20 protein-coding genes, 2 tRNA genes, 1 rRNA gene, 1 pseudogene and 1 other annotated feature are annotated in these 21,501 nt (G+C 37.4%); of the genes and pseudogenes, 11 read left to right on the forward strand and 13 right to left on the reverse strand.

What is annotated here, in order from left to right:
• Positions 1-499: 499 nt before the first annotated feature.
• On the reverse strand, positions 500-1,687 hold the full coding sequence (locus tag B5Y67_RS05300; protein ID WP_088225485.1) for an MFS transporter: 1,188 nt from the start codon (positions 1,685-1,687) through the stop codon (positions 500-502).
• Positions 1,688-2,331: 644 nt separating this feature from the next.
• Between B5Y67_RS05300 and B5Y67_RS05310 the strand changes: the two genes are divergently transcribed.
• The 3 genes from B5Y67_RS05310 (at position 2,332) to B5Y67_RS05315 (ending at position 5,146) form a co-directional block, all read left to right on the forward strand.
• Complete coding sequence (locus tag B5Y67_RS05310) at positions 2,332-3,171, forward strand: hypothetical protein (RefSeq protein WP_088225486.1); 840 nt, start codon at positions 2,332-2,334, stop codon at positions 3,169-3,171.
• Between the two features lie 42 nt (positions 3,172-3,213).
• Positions 3,214-3,375 carry a hypothetical protein gene (locus B5Y67_RS25200; protein WP_170932594.1) on the forward strand — a complete coding sequence of 54 codons (162 nt, stop codon included), beginning with the start codon at positions 3,214-3,216 and terminating at the stop codon, positions 3,373-3,375.
• A 568-nt stretch (positions 3,376-3,943) separates the two neighbouring features.
• Positions 3,944-5,146 (forward strand): acyltransferase family protein, encoded by a 1,203-nt coding sequence (locus tag B5Y67_RS05315; RefSeq protein ID WP_088225487.1) that lies wholly within the window; start codon positions 3,944-3,946, stop codon positions 5,144-5,146.
• A gap of 117 nt (positions 5,147-5,263) precedes the next feature.
• On the opposite strand, the gene B5Y67_RS05320 is transcribed toward B5Y67_RS05315, so the two are convergent.
• The 3 genes from B5Y67_RS05320 to B5Y67_RS05330 all read right to left on the reverse strand — a co-directional run bounded on the left by B5Y67_RS05320 (position 5,264) and on the right by B5Y67_RS05330 (position 7,388).
• The gene (locus B5Y67_RS05320) at positions 5,264-5,680 is read right to left on the reverse strand and encodes a hypothetical protein (RefSeq protein ID WP_088225488.1); all 417 of its coding nucleotides are present in this window, start codon (positions 5,678-5,680) and stop codon (positions 5,264-5,266) included.
• A 288-nt stretch (positions 5,681-5,968) separates the two neighbouring features.
• Entirely contained in the window at positions 5,969-6,754 is a 786-nt protein-coding gene (fetB, locus tag B5Y67_RS05325) for an iron export ABC transporter permease subunit FetB (RefSeq protein WP_348982291.1), read from the reverse strand.
• The gene (locus B5Y67_RS05330) at positions 6,735-7,388 is read right to left on the reverse strand and encodes an ABC transporter ATP-binding protein (RefSeq protein ID WP_088225490.1); all 654 of its coding nucleotides are present in this window, start codon (positions 7,386-7,388) and stop codon (positions 6,735-6,737) included. The genes fetB and B5Y67_RS05330 overlap by 20 nt, the downstream gene beginning before the upstream one ends.
• A gap of 815 nt (positions 7,389-8,203) precedes the next feature.
• Between B5Y67_RS05330 and B5Y67_RS05335 the strand changes: the two genes are divergently transcribed.
• From B5Y67_RS05335 to B5Y67_RS26155, 4 genes are all read left to right on the forward strand, one after another.
• Positions 8,204-8,839 carry an MBL fold metallo-hydrolase gene (locus B5Y67_RS05335; RefSeq protein ID WP_088225491.1) on the forward strand — a complete coding sequence of 212 codons (636 nt, stop codon included), beginning with the start codon at positions 8,204-8,206 and terminating at the stop codon, positions 8,837-8,839.
• Between the two features lie 59 nt (positions 8,840-8,898).
• Positions 8,899-9,276 carry a pyridoxamine 5'-phosphate oxidase family protein gene (locus B5Y67_RS05340; protein WP_088225492.1) on the forward strand — a complete coding sequence of 126 codons (378 nt, stop codon included), beginning with the start codon at positions 8,899-8,901 and terminating at the stop codon, positions 9,274-9,276.
• 586 nt (positions 9,277-9,862) lie between these two features.
• Positions 9,863-10,003 (forward strand): hypothetical protein, encoded by a 141-nt coding sequence (locus B5Y67_RS25205; protein ID WP_170932595.1) that lies wholly within the window; start codon positions 9,863-9,865, stop codon positions 10,001-10,003.
• Positions 10,004-10,069: 66 nt separating this feature from the next.
• Positions 10,070-10,195, forward strand: a complete 126-nt coding sequence (locus tag B5Y67_RS26155) for a hypothetical protein (protein WP_282432757.1) — start codon at positions 10,070-10,072, stop codon at positions 10,193-10,195.
• Positions 10,196-10,439: 244 nt separating this feature from the next.
• Positions 10,440-10,559, reverse strand: a sequence feature (23S ribosomal RNA rRNA prediction is too short).
• A gap of 166 nt (positions 10,560-10,725) precedes the next feature.
• Here B5Y67_RS26155 and B5Y67_RS05345 read toward each other — a convergent pair.
• The 7 genes and pseudogenes from B5Y67_RS05345 to B5Y67_RS05375 form a co-directional block, all read right to left on the reverse strand.
• A tRNA-Ala gene (locus B5Y67_RS05345) sits at positions 10,726-10,801 on the reverse strand.
• 88 nt (positions 10,802-10,889) lie between these two features.
• Positions 10,890-10,966, reverse strand: a tRNA-Ile gene (locus B5Y67_RS05350).
• Positions 10,967-11,240: 274 nt separating this feature from the next.
• Positions 11,241-12,898: ribosomal RNA gene (locus tag B5Y67_RS05355) — 16S ribosomal RNA — on the reverse strand.
• A 375-nt stretch (positions 12,899-13,273) separates the two neighbouring features.
• A complete protein-coding gene (locus B5Y67_RS05360) occupies positions 13,274-13,837 on the reverse strand; it encodes a GNAT family N-acetyltransferase (RefSeq protein ID WP_088225493.1) in 564 nt (187 codons plus the stop codon).
• A 218-nt stretch (positions 13,838-14,055) separates the two neighbouring features.
• Positions 14,056-14,385 carry a nucleotide pyrophosphohydrolase gene (locus B5Y67_RS05365; protein WP_088225520.1) on the reverse strand — a complete coding sequence of 110 codons (330 nt, stop codon included), beginning with the start codon at positions 14,383-14,385 and terminating at the stop codon, positions 14,056-14,058.
• A gap of 41 nt (positions 14,386-14,426) precedes the next feature.
• A complete protein-coding gene (locus B5Y67_RS05370) occupies positions 14,427-15,221 on the reverse strand; it encodes a nitroreductase family protein (RefSeq protein ID WP_088225494.1) in 795 nt (264 codons plus the stop codon).
• Positions 15,222-15,342: 121 nt separating this feature from the next.
• Positions 15,343-15,594, reverse strand: a pseudogene (locus tag B5Y67_RS05375) (DUF2837 family protein); the annotation flags it as partial.
• Positions 15,595-16,242: 648 nt separating this feature from the next.
• Here B5Y67_RS05375 and B5Y67_RS05380 point away from each other — a divergent pair.
• From B5Y67_RS05380 to B5Y67_RS05395, 4 genes are all read left to right on the forward strand, one after another.
• The gene (locus B5Y67_RS05380; RefSeq protein WP_242975868.1) at positions 16,243-16,845 is read left to right on the forward strand and encodes a hypothetical protein; all 603 of its coding nucleotides are present in this window, start codon (positions 16,243-16,245) and stop codon (positions 16,843-16,845) included.
• A 161-nt stretch (positions 16,846-17,006) separates the two neighbouring features.
• Positions 17,007-17,381, forward strand: coding sequence for a hypothetical protein (locus B5Y67_RS05385; RefSeq protein WP_088225495.1), 375 nt, complete (start codon positions 17,007-17,009; stop codon positions 17,379-17,381).
• A 324-nt stretch (positions 17,382-17,705) separates the two neighbouring features.
• Positions 17,706-18,170: a C40 family peptidase gene (locus B5Y67_RS05390; RefSeq protein ID WP_088225496.1), complete on the forward strand. Its 465-nt coding sequence runs from the start codon at positions 17,706-17,708 to the stop codon at positions 18,168-18,170.
• 170 nt (positions 18,171-18,340) lie between these two features.
• Positions 18,341-19,099 carry an exodeoxyribonuclease III gene (locus tag B5Y67_RS05395; protein WP_088225497.1) on the forward strand — a complete coding sequence of 253 codons (759 nt, stop codon included), beginning with the start codon at positions 18,341-18,343 and terminating at the stop codon, positions 19,097-19,099.
• A gap of 182 nt (positions 19,100-19,281) precedes the next feature.
• Here B5Y67_RS05395 and B5Y67_RS05400 read toward each other — a convergent pair whose 3' ends face one another.
• Positions 19,282-20,412 (reverse strand): GIY-YIG nuclease family protein, encoded by a 1,131-nt coding sequence (locus B5Y67_RS05400; RefSeq protein WP_242975869.1) that lies wholly within the window; start codon positions 20,410-20,412, stop codon positions 19,282-19,284.
• Positions 20,413-20,484: 72 nt separating this feature from the next.
• A complete protein-coding gene (locus B5Y67_RS05405) occupies positions 20,485-21,249 on the reverse strand; it encodes an alpha/beta hydrolase (protein WP_088225498.1) in 765 nt (254 codons plus the stop codon).
• Positions 21,250-21,501 lie beyond the last annotated feature (252 nt).

Below are 21,501 nucleotides of genomic sequence, written 5' to 3' on the forward strand. Positions count from 1 at the left end.
TTTTAATTAAATATTTATAACATAAGTCATAAATATTTAATATAGTTTTATGCTTAGGTAAATAAGTCCACCATTAAATAAAATAATTTGATTTAGACTATAATTTTTAGCTCAATCTTACAAAATCTTGTTTTTAACCGAAGAATATCGTAATAGGTTTGCTTTCTGATTAATATTTTGTTGAATTTTAAGTATCCTTTTACTTGATAAATTAACTAAACTATCTAAACATTTTTTGTTTATAATCAATAATCCGTCAGAAGCCAAGTGTTTGTAAAAAGCTATTCTAATTACAGCAATTTAAACAAAAGAAAGTATAAAGCAACGCCCCACAGCTAAGAGTCTACAACTCGCCACTGGGGACGCCCTCATAAATCGTAAGGTATCCAGTTACAAACTAAATCCATGCTGAAAATGCCAAAAGGCTGTTTCAACGACTTACAGAGTCGCAACTCACTCGATCGAATAGGAAGGGATCAAGAACAAGTTTCCAGTTAATTTATCCGGTAACTGTTCTAGGTTGAACATCTAAATTTCGATTGAAATAGATCATAACGGCATTTACCAATAGAATCACCATCGTAACATAAAAAACATTTTTAATACCATAAGTGGCTGCTACTGTACTTCCAACAAGTGGGCCTATTAGATTACCTAAGAATGTGGAAGCCGAATTGAACCCGAACGCAGTAGCCTGAAGTTCTTTAGGCGCTTTCTTTTTAACCAGTACATTTAACGACGGTATCATACCTCCGATAAATAATCCTAAGAGGAATCGGCCTATAAGCAAAACACCGATATTAGTAGCCAAGGCTTGGGGAAAATACATACATGCTGCTGAACATAACGCAATGATTAAAACCTTTCGTTGACCGATATTGTCACCCAATCTTCCTAAAGTAGGTGCACCAATTAGATTTGCAATACCGCTCATTGCTACAACTAAACCAGCTATTAAGGCCAAATGCGCTCCTGAATATAATGTTTCGGCATAGATGGAAACGATTGGCTCGATACTCATCATACCAACTTGCGTGAATGTCGAGGCTATAAAGACTGGTAAAAGTGATTTTAATTGTATTAAATCACTTCTTTGATTAGTATTAACGTGCATTCTTGGCTGATGGTTTTCGTGTACAAATATCAAAACAATAATACCGGCTGCTATAAGAAACCCGCCCGTTAAAAAGAATACAGAACGAAAACCAATAGTTTCTGCTAGTACACCACCGATTAAAGGACCGATAAGATTTCCTGCAATTGCTCCAGTTTGAAGCATGCCAAGTGCCTGGCCAGAATTCTCATTAGGTGTTATAGAGGCTTGCAATGAAACAGACATGGAGATGAATCCAGAAAAGATTCCGTTGAATAATCGGAGGAAAAGCAATTGCCATACATTCACTACTGCGCCCATTAATGCTGTTACGACTCCCATACCAAGACCAGCACGTAAAAGCATGATTTTGCGTCCGTGCTTATCGGCAAATCTCCCCCAAATAGGTTGACAAATTACGGAGGTTACAAACTGGGCTGAGAAGACCAACCCTGACCAGCGCTCGATATCCTGTAATTGATGTACTCCGAGCTTTTCAATATATAAAGGAAGAAACGGAATCACTAAACTCATACCAGCCGTTACTAGAAAATTGGTAACCCATAAAATTACAAGTGTACGTTTCCAGTTCAATAAAAACTACATCTCCTCTAGTCAACAATTATCGGTCAATTAGCATTCTGCACGCAGCCGTTATTTCCTGCTAATATGAAGGGCTATTCGGTAAAACAAAACTACCCGAACAAATGCCTCCCTGTTTGATGGTCCCCATTCCTTAGAAAATAGCGTTCACTATGTTTCGAGTCTACCTGTTCCTCCCTAATTTTGCGATCAATTTCCTTTAATAAACACAGATACTATATTATGGAATATAATATAGTAGTTTGGGGGGAGGCCCTTGTGATATGGAATAATTGCGAATTTTGGTTAATTCAAAGCTATTGGATAGTATGGCTAGTAGGTTCCTTTATTGTCTCAATAATACTGGGTGCTGTTATTTTCCGAAACTATGAATCAATTCGATAGTATCTCACCTTATGAGGACATTTTGAATGCTTATGAGTTCAAATATGATAGAGAATGCTTGGAACAATACTTCTTCCACTCAAAAAAACACAAAATTCTGGGGCATATGGTTACCAGTCCCTACCTTTATTGCAATCTTAAATTCGCTTTTTTGGACTTGGCTCATTCTAAATACTGTTGGCTATTCCGAAGGAGCTATTGAAAAAGCAGGGGAACGAATAATTCAGCAGTTTTAGTTGGAGTGAAGATTTATGCCTCCAGAAAACAATCTAATTCTCGAACAATATTTAGGAAGATTTAGCCCATATTTTAGAGGGATATTGTGTAAAAACCCAATAATTTTTCAAAAGTATTACTCATTATTGCTGAACCAAGGACGAAAATGGTTTGCTGGTAAATTAAATCCATTTAGACTTTGTACTGATACCGTAATGTTTTGGTTTTTTGTCCGTCCTTACTGCGCCATCGGATTAGCTATACGCGATCTTCGAATCGTGCAAATTTTTTGGCGTCAACAAATGGAACCTAACGAAACAATATATTTGCTCTATAAAATAATTGAAATGAGACTGCCGTATTCCCTTACCCTATTGACTGCCTATGCCTCTCTTGCTTTTGTTATTATAGATGCTGCTTTCAGAGTCTTTGAGGTAATTAGCGGGCAAAACGGGCAAAGGCAAAGGAAAATGGATATGGCTGCCAGCAATCTTTCGTATGAACCGATTGAGTTAGAAAAGGTCATTACAGAAGAATTAGTCACTGAATCTCGTTGTTCTCAGCGTGGTCAACTTAACCCCTTTAGCCTTACTCCGAGAATGTCTATTTACTTTCCTGTTTACGATCATCATACATCTATAGGTTTTCTTACCATTGACTTTCGCCATGTAGAATTGAGTATAAAACAGTCCTTGGAGCCCAATGATAATGTCGTCAGTCTTATACGATTTCTCGACCTGTATACACCTTTTCCATTACAGATTGCTGTTATGATTCTATCATTCGGGCTATTTTTGAATGGTGCGATTTATAAATTTGAGCAAGCTAAATGTGAGCAACTTATAAGGGATAACCAAACCCAGTTTAATCAATAACCCTAAGATTATTTCAATAACCTTTGTGAAGGAGAGATTTTTATGTCACTATGGGATTTGTGGGCTCATGGAACGACTATGGGAGCCCAACCTTTTGCTTATTTTTCTCCTTTACTTTCGATTACGGTTTTTATCATAATTGTATATATAATTACTGCACTAAAACAGGTTGTCGAAAATCCGGATCAACACGTTTTATGGTAGTCATTCCTGACTGCTTTGATTGATAAGAGTTACTTGGGAAAATTATAACAGTATATGTCACCGTCTTCATGGAAACAACCGATCATAAGACATTTCAGATATTCTTGAAAGATTATTTTTCGGTTGTGGAACCTTACCATATAAATTATTGGCATAGGAAAAATCAAATTAATAAAATCTAGAAGCGTTGGAACGAATTGTTCTGACGCTTTTTGTTATCCTTTTTTGTTATTCCAAGTTCAAACGAATAATGTCCATCATTTTTATTTTCGAAAATCACTCTCTGTTTTATAGCATTGGGCAGTATGTCTAAATCTGGAATTAACTTTTTCATTAAAGTTTCAGCTCTCTTTAAGTTTATTTTCAGTTACAAGTATTATTCTTTTAGTAAATCCTCAAGGAGGAACATGTTATGCCAAACTAGCTAAAATGATTAGGGATATTCTTTCAATTTCGCATATTAAGCAAGAATCAAGTAGTGATTTTTAAGGTTATTTTCTTTATCAAGCATCAAATCGAATATGAAAATCAATTTGATTAAGAAAACACAAATAATAAGGGGTATATAATGGATAAGAGAATGGAATATTTAGATATTGCAAAAGGTATATTGATAATATCTGTCATATTAACCCATAGCCCTTGGCCTTATGCACAGTATATGTATTGGTTCCACATGCCCGCCTTTTTTATAATCAGCGGATTATTATATAGAGATGGAATTGATTTTCGCAAGCAATTCTTGAAGTTTTATATACCGTATTTTAGTTTCTCCGCAGTAGATATATTATTCAACTTTTTAATGTATCCAGGAACTGCTTCAATAGGAAAATTTTTATCTTCATTTACCTACTATATTTATGGTGGAAAAGCAGTATGGGGCGTATTTTGGTTTATTCCCGTATTGTTAATAAGCAAATTTCTATTCAGTAAATTGCGGAATAACTTTAAAACACCTTATGTAATATCAATCATCTCTCTTGGATATATTGCTGTCCATATATATTCAATAATGGTTATACCTAATTCTATTGTTGATATTAATAAGCAATATTGGTTACCATTGGATATAGATGTTGTTCCTTTGGCTTTAGCATATTACGCTATAGGTTTTTACGCTAAAACTATAATGAGATATTTAGTTACAAAATCCGCTATGTTTATTAGCGGAATCGCTTGTCTATTGTTAATTTTTATAAACTTCGCCTGTAGAATATATTTCTACATGAATATGAAGGATTCTTACTATAAATCAATTGTTTGGGATTTAATAATTCCTCTATGTTTTACTATCTTTATACTAGCTTTAAGCAATAATTTAGTTCAAGGACGTCTTAGAAGTTTTTTAAATTATTGCGGTGTAAACTCATTAGTTATTATGTATATGCATAGACCTATAGGAAACTTAACACTAAAAATTTTCCCTTCAGCTGGATGGATAGGTTATACATTATGCGGATTATTTGTATCCCTAGCATTCAATTTTATAATTAGTAAATCAATCATAACTCAAATTTTATTTAAAGGAAAACTGCCTAACTTCAAATTACTGCGCTTATCATTAAGTCCTTATCAAGATTTTCTAACTTCTCAACAAACTCTTTCAAGAGATATACTGTTGCCAAGAACAGCTAAAACCAGCCGTACAGTGAAACACAAATTAGCAGTAATTTCAATGCCGCCTCTTTTGTCGAGACACTTTTTAAAAAATCTAGATTTGAAAAACTTGAAAGCAGGAAAAAAGTATTTTACAATGGGGTCCCATTTATAGGTGCATATCAAAATAATCGGGTAGGAGGCTTACAAAATAATAGTTAGCCTCCTACCCGATTAAAATTGATGTGGCCGATGACATTTCCTAATCATTATTCTTTTCTTCCGTAAAAATCTAGAGATTATTTTGGGGGGAGATTATCTTTAGTCCGACTAGATAACCAAGGCAAGTAATTATTAACGGTAAAAACATGGCCGCAAAAAATAATTGACTCCTCATAAATTCCAAAAACATAAATCCGTTTACAGGAGCCATAATTGCAAAATTAACCATCACTAATGGATTAGGTCCTAAGTGCATGACAATAAAAGTTGTTCCTAATGCTACAGCCCAAAACATGATTGCAAATATTAAAAAGCTCTTTTTCCTTTCCCGCCCTCTAAAAATACCGAACAAGAACCATAATACTAAGAAAAGTACTGTTAAGATGAAATTCAAGACTGTTGGCGATGGACCATCCACTAATCCTCTAGTATTTAATATCGTTGCTAAGCCAATTGTCAAGAGAGCAAATGTAATATTTAGTACCATTTTAACAACCCCCAATACCTCATGTGAAATTTGTTTCACTAATTCTTTGAGAACTATCCAAGTTTCAAATGAGCTTTGTTCGCGAACTTTGGAATCAACAAAATACCCTCTGTTAATCTCCTACACTTTAGGCGACTTCAAAGATGATTTTGGAGATTTACTCCATTATCAAAACTCTATTACATAAATAATATTCTCTGTTTATGGTACTATCACCTTTATTTTACATGCTCTTTATATAAAAAATATCCTGCATCCAGTGTTTAACAGGATGCAGGATATGATAACCTACACTTCATATAATTGATCTTCCTTATTGAAGAACGTACGGTAACCTAACTGTAACATTATGATGACAGTAAGTGCCACAGCACCAAGGATTCCAAACATTATCGCTATTTGGTAAGCTATTGCAGTTGTCGGAGATGTACCGGAAAGGATTTGACCAGTCATCATCCCCGGTAAGAAAACTATTCCCATACCTACCATAGATTGAATTGTTGGCAAAATAGCAGCATCAAAAGTACTGTTGATTATGTTTCTTGTTGCAACCTGAGGTGTTGCTCCAAGTATTAACGCTTCTTCCACCAATGCTTTTTGTGTTGTCATCCCTTCAATCAGGGATCTAATCCCGAGAGATATTCCCGTCATCGAGTTGCCAACGAGCATTCCAGCTATTGGCACAAAATATTGCGGATTGTACCAAGGAGTAATCCGTACTATTACCAATAAAAAATACAAAAGGCAAGATAAAGTCCCTATACTCATTGAAATTACTACAACTTTCTTTAGCGGAGCAGATAATTTACCTTTAAATTTTCTGAAAATAGTGTAGATCGAAAATGCTTCCATCAAAATAATAATACCTCCGGTAATGAACGGATTAGGATAGCGAAATACATACACCAGAATATAACCGGTCAAAATTAACTGTAAAGTCATTCTAAATGAAGAAATTAAGATTTCCTTTTCTCTATTTATCCCTCGTATTCTTATAATCACAAGAACAATAATTACAAAAAGATATGCAAGCACAACCTGCGAAGCAGTTAAATCAATTATTCCCTTCATCATTACACCTCCGGGTTAAGCATCTACCTTTCGATATCTCGATGATAGTGTCGGAATACTTCTCAGCAATCGCTTTCGAATGTGTAACCATTACAATCGTCTTCTTTTCTCTCTTTACATGTTCAGTCAGCATTTGAATAATCATTTCCTCAGTTTCATCATCCAGTGCTGATGAAGGCTCGTCAAGAAGATACACTTTCGAATTAAGGAGAAGTATTCGGCCTAATGCAAGCCTTTGTTTTTCTCCTCCTGAAAGGGTATTAGCAGAGTTTTCCAGAGACTTGCTTAATTTCACTTGTTCTAAGATGTGATTTAATTCTTTATCACTTGGTAATTCCCTTTCCTGAAATCTTAATCCTGCATTTAAGTTATCTCTGATGCTCCCTTCAAATATAGCAGGGCTTTGGGAAAGCATACTAACAGTTCTACGATGGGCAACAGAATTTATCTGTCTCAAATCGGTTCCATTAAAAATAATCCTGCCCTGGGTGGGAGAAATTAACTTATTTAGCATCCTTAAAATTGTTGTTTTTCCACTGCCGCTTGCACCTACAAGAGTTGTAATTTCCTCCTGCTCTATTTCAAGCTTAGGAAGATCTAGTACATCCTTGTATTTTACATCGTAAAATTCAAACATTGTCATCAACCTTTACATTACCAATCTCACTGACCAACTCAGCCAGATCGTTCTTAGACTCAATCAACTCGTGTTTACCTGCTTCTGTTATAACATAATAAATACGGATTTCCCTATCTACATTTTATTGTAGATGAAAGTGCAACTGGACCTGTTGTCAGCTGCACTTTCACTTTCTCCTTATCTACTAGTGAACTCGTTCAGCTAAAGCTGAACATCGGGGCTTCAGATGGGGACTCTACCCCGCCTGAAGTTAACGAAGGACCCACCCCCACTTATAGAAGTGGGGGTCTTAAAAATTGGTTGGATAAATCCTCTCATAGCGTAGACAGTAATTATAATAATTCACATTGTACCTGTTCTATTTAATCAAATTCAAATTAAGCTTGAAATGTTTATCTTACAGTTCATTAAACTCACTATCATTTTCTATATTTCGCTCGAAAACCTTCCCGTTTGCAATAACCTTAAAATGGTCATCGGTTAATGTAATTCCAATATTATATAAATCTTTTGTCAAAAAAACGCATCCCATTTTTCTTTATTCATTATTATAACATAATATTTGTCGGGTTATTTCATATATTTCTTCACTTATGAGATGCAGATAGCGCATATATGAATACTAATTCAAAACATAAGTTCTGTAATGCTGTGAATTATGTTAATAACCCAGGTTAAGTACAAAGTGTCTCGATAGCATACACATTGAGATTGACTGAAGAATATCGGTTTTGTAAATTCCCTAATTAATTTGAGGTTTTAGGGAATTACTATCTTCAAACTAAGCCATAACAGAGAAAGGAGTCATAAGTGTGTCTGTGATTTATCAAGATTTACGCCAATTTAGCACGTACATTCCGCCAATTAACCTTACTTTTCACCAATATCTTCTATTTACCAGTGAGCCAATTTTGTTTCATACGGGCAGCGTTCAACAAGCAACTGAACTGGTGCCTAAGCTGAAAACCATTCTCGGGGATAATAACCTAAACTATATCTTTGTTTCTCATTTTGAAGCTGATGAATGCGGCGGATTGTCATACCTTCTCGAACATTTTCCCCAAGCTAAAGCAATATGCTCTGAAGTGACAGCCCGTCAGCTAACCGGATTTGGACTTACTCAAGAGTGTATTACCAAAAAACCTGGCGAGAAACTGACAACGGAAAGTTACGAATTAGAGTTCTTTAGTTACCCTTCTGAAATTCATCTTTGGGAGGGCCTGCTGGTCTTGGAAAAAAGACGCGGTATCTTTTTCAGCAGTGACCTGATGTTTCGCTTCGGGGAAGCAAGCGATGCTGTTCTAGAATCCAACTGGAAGACGGAAATCGACGATATCAGTAAGGAACAAGTACCAGACCCGGAACGCCTTATAAAGTTACAACAAACATTAAAACAATTAAACCCCAATTTTGTAGCAACCGGCCACGGCCCCTGCCTAAATGTATAAAAGATAATAAAACATCAAGATTTCTTAGGTTAATACTTAATTTTAAGGAGGTTCTCTAAATGCCTATTGAAAAGCTTAAAGAAGTGCTAACTCACCCTTCCGATGGAGCAGTCGCTATCGTAACTCAAGGGATAAATGAGCCCCACGTGGTCAACACATGGAACAGCTACATTAACATAACACCCGATGGTAAATTTCTCATCCCGGTTGGCGGAATGAACGAAACCGAGAAAAATGTGGCAAGAAATAATAAGGTTAAACTCACTATCGCTAATCGCGAAGTGCAAGGCAAAATGTATAAAGGAACAGGCTTTTTAATTAAGGGAACCGCTGGTTTTATAAAAGAAGGTTCGGAATTTGAGATGATTAAAACTAAATTTCCCTGGGCAAGGGCGGTTCTAGAAATAACTATCGAATCTGCGGACCAAACACTATAGATAATGAACGTGATTTGAGACCGGGTTATGTTCATTGACGAAATATAATGCGTCAAAAGGCCGCCACATTAATTATTAAATTTCGCCAACAAGCCATTACACTTACACTTACACTTAAACATGGCATATAGAGAGTGAATAAAAAAGATCAGGCTTTCCTGATCTTTTTTTGATGGTCTGAAGCGTACAAAAAAGTCATCCCCTCTGCTCTAACCCATCGCCTATTTTGAACAATTTCTGTAAATCTTTACACATAGACTTAGACTTACCCTATTCATATAATAGAATTGTCGGTTAAAAAAATTCATCCTTTCTCTTTAGTTATGATCCATAAAACACCCTCAACGAATTTGTTGGGGGTGTTTTTATAATATATAAATAATCCTTGGTAAGACAAATTTCATGATATCCATATATTACATATTATGTAACAGATATGGTAAAGGAGGAAATAACAATGGCATTAGGTACAGGTGTTGCTGGTGCTTATGGCACAGGTTTTGGTGCTGGAATTGCTATCATTGTTGTGATTATACTGCTTCTTATCGCACTCGGAATCGTATTCTAATTTATTGGAGGGGTTAATATGTACGGAATGGGTTATGGCGGAATGAGTGGAGCATGTTGTCATCCCCCTGTCGCTGCTTATGGTTTTAGCGCAGGCGTGGGCGTCGGAATAATAGCAATTGCAATTCTGATTCTAATCGCTTTAGGTGTAATCTTCTAAATAATATTAAAAGGCTATCATCGACTAAGGTGGTAGCCTTATTAACCATAAAAAGGAGTTGATTTTATGTTTGGTTTCGGATTTCTTCCCTTTGCTCTGGGATTAGGTTTAGGAGCAACAATGGCTAGACCTCGTTATTACCCATCGGCGTACCCCTATGCTTACTCCCCATATCCCTACGGGTGGTATTAATATTTAAGCAGAGGGGCTAATCCCCCTCTGCTTTTAAAGATGAACATTTTTACATTTATTAAAGGATATTTTGAACTTTGGTCTCTCAAAACTAAACAACAGTTCTGCCAATGAGCTGCCGATCCCTCAGCTTAAGTCTTTCGACTCGTTTTGATCTCTTATTGAAAACTTAGTTTCTCAACTTCATTTTCTTAAGAGCATCGACCCATAGGATGTTCGTTTAAAGCACAAAGCTCTAAACCGTTCTCCTTAGAAAGGAGGTNTGGACATGACTCCAGTTGGGTTGCCCCATTCGGGTATCCACGGATCAAAGCCTGCTTACGACTCCCCGTGGCATTTCGCTGTTAACCGCGCCCTTCCTCGACTCTTAGCGCCTAGGCATCCACCGTACGCCCTTAGTAGCTTGACCTAAATCTTTACTACGTTTAGGGTTTCTCAAAACGTCGTTTGCACTCGGTTTTGAGGTGATGTTTCCTTTGACTTACTAGAATTTTTTCTCTATGCAGTTTTCAAAGAGCAAAGATTGAATTTGGTGGAGGTAAGCGGGATCGAACCGCTGACCCCCTGCTTGCAAGGCAGGTGCTCTCCCAGCTGAGCTATACCCCCAAAATCTTTTTCTCTTAGTTGGCGTTCTTCGTGGTCCAAGTGATCGTATTTCGTACACAAGCCACGACTTTTCGCTCCAACTTCCAATTGGTGGGCCTGGGTGGACTCGAACCACCGACCTCACGCTTATCAGGCGTGCGCTCTAACCAGCTGAGCTACAGGCCCATTTTTTTGAGTTCCATTTTATCGTTTGTCTGTTCTCTCTTTCAAATTTCCTCATGTCTTATGACGATTATTTGAACTTCGAACCTACAAACAATTCTCTGGTCTCTCAAAACTAAACAACAGTTCTGCCAATGAGCTGCCGATCCCTCGGCTTAAGTCTTTCGACTCGTTTTGATCTCTTATTGAAAACTTAGTTTCTCAACTTCATTTTCTTAAGAGCATCGACCCATAAGATGTTCGTTTAAAGCACAAAGCTCTAAACCGTTCTCCTTAGAAAGGAGGTGATCCAGCCGCACCTTCCGATACGGCTACCTTGTTACGACTTCACCCCAATTATCGGCCCCACCTTCGACGGCTAGCTCCCTTGCGGGTTACCTCACCGGCTTCGGGTGTTGCAGACTTTCGTGGTGTGACGGGCGGTGTGTACAAGGCCCGGGAACGTATTCACCGCAGTATGCTGACCTGCGATTACTAGCGATTCCGACTTCATGCAGGCGAGTTGCAGCCTGCAATCCGAACTGAGACCGGCTTTCTCGGATTGGCTTCACCTCGCGGCTTCGCTTCCGTCTGTACCGGCCATTGTAGCACGTGTGTAGCCCAGAACATAAGGGGCATGATGATTTGACGTCATCCCCACCTTCCTCCGGTTTGTCACCGGCAGTCTATCCAGAGTGCTCAACCTTACTTGTTAGCAACTGAATACAGGGGTTGCGCTCGTTGCGGGACTTAACCCAACATCTCACGACACGAGCTGACGACAACCATGCACCACCTGTCTCTCTGTTCCCCGAAGGGCACTCCCATGTTTCCATTGGATTCAGAGGATGTCAAGCCCTGGTAAGGTTCTTCGCGTTGCGTCGAATTAAACCACATGCTCCACCGCTTGTGCGGGCCCCCGTCAATTCCTTTGAGTTTCAACCTTGCGGCCGTACTCCCCAGGCGGAGTGCTTATTGTGTTAACTCCGGCACAGGAGGGGTCGATACCCCCTACACCTAGCACTCATCGTTTACGGCGTGGACTACCAGGGTATCTAATCCTGTTTGCTCCCCACGCTTTCGCGCCTCAGCGTCAGTTACAGTCCAGAAAGTCGCCTTCGCCACTGGTGTTCCTCCACATATCTACGCATTTCACCGCTACACGTGGAATTCCACTTTCCTCTCCTGTCCTCAAGATACCCAGTTTCCGATGCACTCTCAGGGTCGAGCCCTGATCTTTCACACCGGACTTAAATACCCGCCTACGCGCCCTTTACGCCCAATAATTCCGGACAACGCTCGCCCCCTACGTATTACCGCGGCTGCTGGCACGTAGTTAGCCGGGGCTTCCTCCTTAGGTACCGTCATGTCTCCTCCATATTCCTGAAGAGACCGTTCTTCCCTAAAAACAGTACTTTACAATCCGAAGACCTTCATCATACACGCGGCGTTGCTCCGTCAGACTTTCGTCCATTGCGGAAGATTCCCCACTGCTGCCTCCCGTAGGAGTCTGGGCCGTGTCTCAGTCCCAGTGTGGCCGTTCACCCTCTCAGGCCGGCTACTGATCGTCGCCTTGGTAGGCCTTTACCCCACCAACCAGCTAATCAGACGCGGGTCCATCCTTCATCGGCAGCATATTCAGAGGCCACCTTTCCTTATACGTTGATGCCAACTTATAAGCGTATCCGGTATTAGCCCTCGTTTCCAAGGGTTATCCCGGTTTGTTGGGTAGGTTACCCACGCGTTACTCACCCGTCCGCCACTATCTAATACTTAACACTCAGCGTTCCGTTTCCCAAGTATGTTGGCACTTTTAATGCGTGGAGCGCTCATGCTTCGCGCTCTCGCTGTCCCAACTTCACTGAACACTCAGTGTTAAGCATTAGACCGTTCGACTTGCATGTGTTAGGCACGCCGCCAGCGTTCGTCCTGAGCCAGGATCAAACTCTCCAAAAAAGTTATCTCANGCGTTCGTCCTGAGCCAGGATCAAACTCTCCAAAAAAGTTATCTCAACTTCTCTTGAAGAAGATGATTTCTTGCTCATGATTTCATGATTCTTTTGAAACTCTTCCGAGTTTCTCTCATTGGCTGTCCTTGTTGTTTAGTTTTCAAAGACCAATATCGTCAGCCATCGTGGCCGGAATTAAATAATAGCATTTTTAGCCCATGTTGTCAATTGCTAATTTTCACTCCTTTCATCCATGGATGGTGCAAACATTCTACTCGATGTCACCTCTGATTTTTTTCAGTCACTTAAATAGTAATTGTCCAATAACATATTTAAACGAAGCGAGGAATTTCTCAAACAAAATCTTGTAAGTTATAACATACTATAAGCTTGATATAAATTCACCTTTTAATATTGAATAATATAATCTATCTACATATTGACCATCCATATAAAAAAAGTCTCGTAATGTTCCCTCATAAACAAACCCACATTTTTCAATGACTTTACGCGAAGGAATATTTATAGACTTATGACATATTTGTACTTTATGCAAATTCATTTTGTTAAATCCAAATTGAATAACTGCTTTTGTAGCTTCAGTTGCAAACCCCTTTCTCTGAAAGCCTCTCCCAATACAGTATTCAATTTCAGCAAAATGATTATTGTTATCTACTAAAAAGTAGGCAATCTGCCCTATACATTCATCTGTTTCCTTTAATATTACAGCCCATCTGTAATAATTATCTTTTTCATAGAAACTGATATATTTATCCAACAATTCTTTAACATCCTGCTTGGTTGTGTAAACTGGTTCAGAGTACATTGACTGAATTTCAGGATCACTGACCCAATAGTTTAACATATCTTCGTCATCTGTATATTTAAATTTTCGCAAAACTAATCTATCCGTTTCAATCCGACTAGTACCAATATGTTCTAACATAAATCAAATCCTTCCCTCTATTTAGACAATTTCTTGTTTTATGAAATCAAAACCTATAATATGTAGCATTGAGTGGGAACCATCATGGCCAGAATGGATTATTATCAATAACCATTTATTTATTAATTCTCCTCCGTAAAATTATTTCAATGGAATATAAAAGATCCTTAATCTTTTAATGAACATTTCTCAACATGCGTATCCCTATGCTTCCAAAACTAAAGTTCATTATATTTTTTATTAGATCCGTAAGCTTTCTCAATAGGATACTTTTCTTCGTTCTTCTTTATTTTATCGATAATAGCTTGTTCAGGTTTAATATTTAATTCATTTGACAGCAGCAAAGCATAAATCAATACATCTGCTAATTCTTCTTGAATTCTTTCGAAATTAACGGTTACGCTCACATCACTAGTTTTCCATTGAAAATTTTCAAGTAGTTCACTGGCCTCTATGCTTAATGATATCGCTAGATCCTTTGGATTGTGAAACTGCCTCCAATTTCGAGAATCTCTAAATTCAACAATCTTTTGAATTAATTTATCCATCATCATCACCACGCATCTACAATATATTGCACTTTGCAAGTCTATATTAAATCGCCTCTCCAACTCTTTAAAGCTTCTCGTACTGAACGAGCCATCTCAGTTGAAAACTGTGCACCAGTTTTTCTGGCGTACATCCATTGTCCGAAGTTCTTTGCTCCAAAAGGATTGCCCGGAGAAAAAGCACTTTCCCGAATAGCTAACATTTCAGCCAGTTCTTCAGGGTTTAATTGATGATATTGCTCTGTGAAAGCAATGAATTTCCTATCGAAACGTAGCCTAGGGACCGGTCGAGCACCTTCGGGATAATACCCGAAACAGAGCATAGCAACTGGAAATACCCAAGCAGGCAAGTTCAATAACTCACGATGTTTTTCATAGTTTTCCATTATATCCCCAATATAGCAAGAACCAATCCCCCGGCTCTCGGCGGCAATGACTGCATTTTGCGCTGCAATAAGAGCATCTGAACATGCTAATAATAAGTCTGCTTCATCAGGGCCGCGGAATTCCAAACCATGATCCGCGCAAAAATTTTTAACATTAGAACTCTGATAATAGTCAAACCAGCGTTGGTAATCCGCAACAAAAACAATTATCAAGGGGGCTTTGGCTATGAAAGGCTGATGATCACAAGTTTCACTTAAGATTTGTTTTTTACAGGCATCGGTAATCAATATCATGGAATAAAGCATCATATTCCCGGCTGTAGGTGCTCTCATAGCTCCCTCTACAATCCAATCCACGTCTTCTTGTTTAAGGGGTTGATCAACAAACTTCCTAAGGGAAATACGCTTTCTCAGCAATTCCGAAATTGTTTGGTAATTATCTTGCGTCAACCTCGAAACCTCCTCTTTTCATATTTATTTAAGGGACATTCCAAATCCTGTTCACACCCTAAGTTAAGCAGCCTTCATTCCAACATGCTTACTACCCTTAGAAGAATCTCAGTCTTTGGCATGCAAAAATCACAATGCGCATATCCATAATGGGATTAATTCCTTGAGCAATACTTATTCCTATAATACTCCCAATCAATGGGGCTTGGAAAGTATTAGCAGTACGTGATACTAGTGCAAATATATTAAATAAAGAAAGAGATAACGCTACTTGTCCGCTTTTTACGGAATTCAATCTCACTGAATATGAAAGGGTGTCGACAAGGTGGATGATAGCTGTTAGTGTAATCACTTCAACCATCGTTCGTCCCATAAACCAGCAATCCTCTCTTAAAAAGATCATTCTTTCCAGCTCCAAATCTACTACGATTTAACTAAGTGGTTTAAATGCATTTATTTCAAGCTAAATTCACAGTTATATTTCACCTCGTAAGCATTAATTAATGCTTTTCAATTTAAGTTTTCAACGTTGACGGCTGTTTCCCTACACACAAGGCTTCCCACTCGATCACTAGCTAGCCTTATCGAGGCCCTATTTCTTCTTGAGGTTATCAAGGATGCTAGGATAGGGGTGATTGGGGATCGATGAATGGCCGAAATAACCAACTTAATTTGATTGGGATGAAGAACCTTTTCTAAAACTAATTCCACTATTATCCTCAATTTCCTGCATAAATCAGTCAATAACAAATATACCACCAAAATGCATCGGTGGTATATTTGTTATTTTTTTGCGCTATTTTTCATATCAGTTCAACATCAAACTTACAAATTAGTACTGCGCTTTTGAGTCTATCATCTATTTCAATCCGGTAGAAATATTATGAAAAGAGCTGTCGTTCACATTATATTCGGTTCAATAAGTTATGGAATTATTTACATTCTTTAATACAGATAAAATGAGAGCGATATAAGCAAAATATAATTTGTGAATGGCATTGAGTAGAAGGGGGATTACTGAGTGTTGCGTAGTTTAATAATCTTATTTATGAGAATAAAAGAATTCAAGAAATTACAAGATTCAATTTCAATTGGATTATTGAGCGGTTTAATAGGAACTATTTTCATGGATGCTTCAAATTTCCTAATATTTAAAGCGGGCAAATCTGAGACCTTATATGGATACATAGCAGCCGCTTTATTTGTTCCTTCCTATAAAACAAAACAAAAAAAGAATTTTGTTTTGGGTGAATTGGCCCATTTTGGGATTGGTTCAATTTGGGGAGTTCCTTTATTCTATATTCTTAGGAAAACTGGGAAAGATCATCATATAATTAAAGGTATTTTAATATCAATACTTTCCTTTGGCAGTCTAATAGGTGGAATAAAAACCGGTATCCTAAAAGAATTCGGATTAACAAAGACATATTACTCAGCATTATGGAACCATTTAGTTTATGGATTAGTTTCCGCACAAGCTATGATTTGGTTAGCTGACCCAATAGTTTTTGAATCTTCCAACAGCAAGCTTACAGAAGCCACCACTAGAGGCGAATATAATTCTTTAGAGTTATCGGAGTCTAATCATAATCCTGAATCATCCCATCTTATTGCATCGACTTAGTTATCGCCAATGAATCATATAAGCTCTCCATTACGGTTCTATCTACTAATTTCAATTAACTTTCAGATATCCTTCAGCATCATTTCAGCTTACCTTAAGAGTCATTTCAGTTTAATCCTTTATGATTAACTACAATAAACAAACATAAAGGAGCGATTCAAATGTATAATTTCCAACTCAAACCAACTGAAAAGGTATTTCTTATAACTATGGGAGGGCTAATAAATAAGCAAGAGAGTCATCAATATATGGAAGATTTATTGAAGAAATTACTTACATTTAAAACATTCGAATATTATCTTGTTCTTGATACGCAAGAATTAAAAGCTTCAACACAAGATATGCTCGATGAAGAAAAGAAGGGTATCGAACTTTTAGTTAAAACACCTTTCAAAGGCCGATTTAACATTGCATCTAAAACTCTCATCGCCAATATGCAGGCAAAGCGTATAGCTGGCGATGCTCTAAAACAAATTACTACCGTGCAGTCCTATGATGAGTTTGTATCTATTATTAATTTACACAGAGCAGGATAACCCCTGCTTCTAGTACTTAAGCTAATAAATTCAACACCCTACACCCTATGCAAACATACCCCGACGAAATTATAGCCCCAAACGCAATGCCCGTTATTAAAATTCTCATTTCGGCCCATTGACATTTCCTGTCAATGGGCCTTCATTAATCACCTCTTCTCTCACGATAATTCGTCGCTGAAATTCCAAAATATTGAGCTGTATCTAGGTTTTACTTGTTAAAATATGGCCTAAATTCCAACAACCCGCTAATGATAGAGGAGTTGTTGGCGTGTTATCCTTTATCATGTTCTCACAAGAACAAATTCATTCTTGGAGGTTACCATGATGAAGAAATTTACAACAATAATTATATCAGTCTTAATTGGAGTTTTATCTTGTGTTCCAGTAGCAAGTGCTTCTACAAGTTCAACTCGTTCCGCAGAAGTTCACAAAGTTATAGTGAAATCCGAAAGTTATATTGGTACCAGATACGTTTTAGGTGGGACAAGCTATCGAGGTATTGATTGCTCTGGCCTTACAATGGATGCTTTCAAGGCAGGAGGTATCAATCTTCCGCGAACAAGTACCAACCAGTATAAAACAGGAACTTATATTCCAGCTAGCCGTCTTATACCAGGTGATTTAGTTTTCTTCAGCTTTAATTCAAGTCATACTGTAACTCATGTTGGAATCTATCTTGGTAATGGTAAATTTATTAATGCCACTAGTCACAAAGGCGTAACAATAAACAGCTTTAGCTCATACTGGTGGAAAGCATATGTCGGTGCCAAAAGAGTAATAAGGTAAACAAGAAGCTGGGTGAATGTGCATCTTGTCTCTATCAAAGCATTTATGAGGTTGTCCATCTTTTTAGGTTATCATGGGCAACCTTGAAATATCCATGATGAAATAGTGCTTTGAGGATTAGTTCTTTATAGTATAATATTGTCATGAAAAAAACATGAGGGGAATTGCTTGTGAAGTTAATATCATGGAACGTCAACGGCCTTCGAGCTTGCCTTACCAAAGGTTTTCTTGATTTTTTCAATAAAATGCAAGCCGATATCTTCTGTATCCAGGAAGCAAAGCTGTCCGAGGGGCAAATTGAACTTACTTTAGATGACTATACCCAATATTATAATTTTGCAGAAAGAAAAGGATACTCAGGCACTGTAATCTTTACCCGAAACAAACCAATAAATTGCACTTTAGGGCTGGGTATTCCACAGCATGACCGGGAAGGGCGGATAATTACTCTAGAGTATGACGAGTTTTTCCTTGTCAACGTTTATGCCCCAAATTCACAAACCGAGCTGGCTAGGCTAGAATATCGATTAACATGGGAAGACGACTTTCGCCGATACATCCAAAATCTTGATACTCATAAACCTGTGATCTTTTGTGGTGATCTTAATGTAGCCCACCAGGAAATAGACCTTAAAAATCCTCAGTCCAACAAACGAAACCCCGGATTTACAGACGAAGAGCGCTCAAAATTCTCTCAACTCTTGGAATCTGGCTTTGTCGACACTTATCGGCATTTCTTTCCTGAGCAGAAAGATGCCTATTCCTGGTGGTCTTATCGTTTTAATGCTCGAGCACGAAATGCAGGTTGGAGAATTGACTATTTTTGCACTTCTGAAAGATTAACGGATAAGCTTGTAGCAGCAAAAATCTACAGTTCTGTTTTAGGTTCCGATCACTGTCCGGTAGGGCTGGAAACAAGAGACTTCTAACCAATCATTCCAATAATTATCCCAAACTTACATACCTCGCTAAATCAACAACTTTTCTTTTCCATCGCTATCCACTTGATATCGGCCATTTGTTTCATCAAAGACATTCACTCTTATCAATGCGACATCTTCCTTAAGCTCGGAACGTTCAAGGCTTCAAGATGATGTTTTATCTAATTGCTTTAATTACCCATTGTAATTCTATTCACAATCCTGTTAACTTTAATATCAATATTAAAGGTCTCTTCTTTTTTAAAATAGCTAGCTGGTATAGAAAAGCATATTATTTTCTTACGGTTCTTTAAATACGAATAAATAATTTGCGCTTCATCAATATCATTTTGAGATAATCTTGGCATAATTTTGTTTACTTGCCCAAACTTATTCAAGATGGTTTGTTTTATATGGCGTTTTAATTCTAAAATGTTTTTATTTCTGGTATCAATGACTTCTCTGTAAAATAACTTATTTCCTTTAATAAAGAACAATTTTGGATGGTCAGGATTTACAAATTCAATTGCTAAAATATTTCTATTTTTTATCGAAGATTTGACCAATCTCTGTTTACCAATAATATGCTTTAGTCCCAAATAATACTCTTTATATTGGGCTGCTTTCTCAAACTGCAGATTTTCAATTGCCGAATTAAGACTATTGAGAAGTTCCTCGATAGCCGACAAATTATCCCCATTAAGAAAACGTTGAATACTTTCAATATGAGTACTGTATTCTTCCGGTCTAATCCGGCCAGTACAAACACCTAAGCAGGCACCTAACTGCTTGAATAGACAACCATTTATTGTCTTTGCTAATCCGGGACTTGTACATTTTCGTATTGGAAAGTACTCGTTCAAGTAAGCTATTGTAGTCTCAACTGAATGACGGCTTGTAAATGGGCCAAAATATAATGCACCGTCATCATATTTTTCTTTTACTACCAAAACTTTTGGATATTGTTCAGCAGGAATTTTTATGTATTGATAATTACTTGAGTTCTTCATTAGCTTATTATATCTGGGTTTTATTTCCTTTATAAGCCGACATTCTTCAATAAAAGCATCTAATTCAGTATCCGTAACAAGATATTTTACGGCATATGTGTTATTTATCATTTCTTCAACTTTAGGTGCCCTTTCCTTCTGATTTCTAAAATACTGGGATACTCTATCTTTTAGCCTTTTCGCCTTACCAACATAAATTGTATTTCCCAGTGAATCAATCATCATATAGACACCTGGGCTTAGAGGTAGCTGCTTAAGCGTTTCTTTGATATTCATAGTTTTTTTGCGCATGAAATCATCAAAAACAGCCAAGACCAACCCTCCTGATAGTATTACAAATATTATACAACCATAATCACTTACCTATATAATAGCTTTATTTTACTACATTTTATCATTAATCCATGTTCTAATTAACTCATTAAATTTATCATATGCAACCCATGGATATGTATGGCCAGCCCCTTTTATTATAATACCTCTTGATCTAGGAAGAGCCTCCCCTATGTCCTCTACAGACTGCTTCATGGCCTTTGGTTCATTTTCTCCGGCTAATATTAAAGTCGGGACGTTGGCATGTTTTAGCTCGAAAAATGGAATTCTTCCGAATTTATAGAGCTGGTCGTATAATCTGAATAGTGAATCTCCGGTCAGTCTACTAAAATCAGCCATCAAGTTATCAATTGCCACTTTGTCAAGAAACTTAAACTGCTTAGCTAGAAATAATAGTATTGCTCTATTTCTTAACATAGCCGCAGAGAGTTTATAGATAAAAGGTCTATGGACAAGACTCAACAGATATATTGGTCTAAATAATGCACTGGCTACAACGGCATGATCCACTAAATCCGGACGTCTGGCGAGGAGTTCGATTACAACTTTACCTCCAAGGGAATGGCCAACCACATGAGCTTTACGATTATTCGTTTTGTTTTCGATTAGTTCCGCTATGCGGTCTGCACAATCTCTTAGATTTAGCGGCCCTTCATTTATACTTTTCCCGTGTTCTGGTAAATCAGGTACAAGACAATGGTAATCGCTAAAATGCTCAATCTGCTTATACCACATCCATCCGCTTATTCCCCCACCATGAATAAATACTATAGAAGGCATACTTTTATTTTGGGTCTCTTCAAAATACATAGTCATCCCTATACCCCTCTGATATAGTAAATACTATTTTTTATCCAGCTTGCAATACAGTATCCCACTTTGAAAAGATTATTCCACCCATTTCCAATTTTTATTTATATATGGACATTTCCCAAATTACTTGTGCCTTCTTTGCATGAGTGCACATGACTAATTATTTTTAAGATATATCACCCAAATATAATCATTAAATTTCCTTAAGAATTTACATTATTCTATGTAATTCTCCAGAAATCCTTTTTGATATTC

Origin of the sequence: Desulfosporosinus sp. FKB, assembly GCF_002196705.1 — a bacterium.
In the GTDB taxonomy this organism is placed as follows: Bacteria; Bacillota; Desulfitobacteriia; order Desulfitobacteriales; family Desulfitobacteriaceae; genus Desulfosporosinus.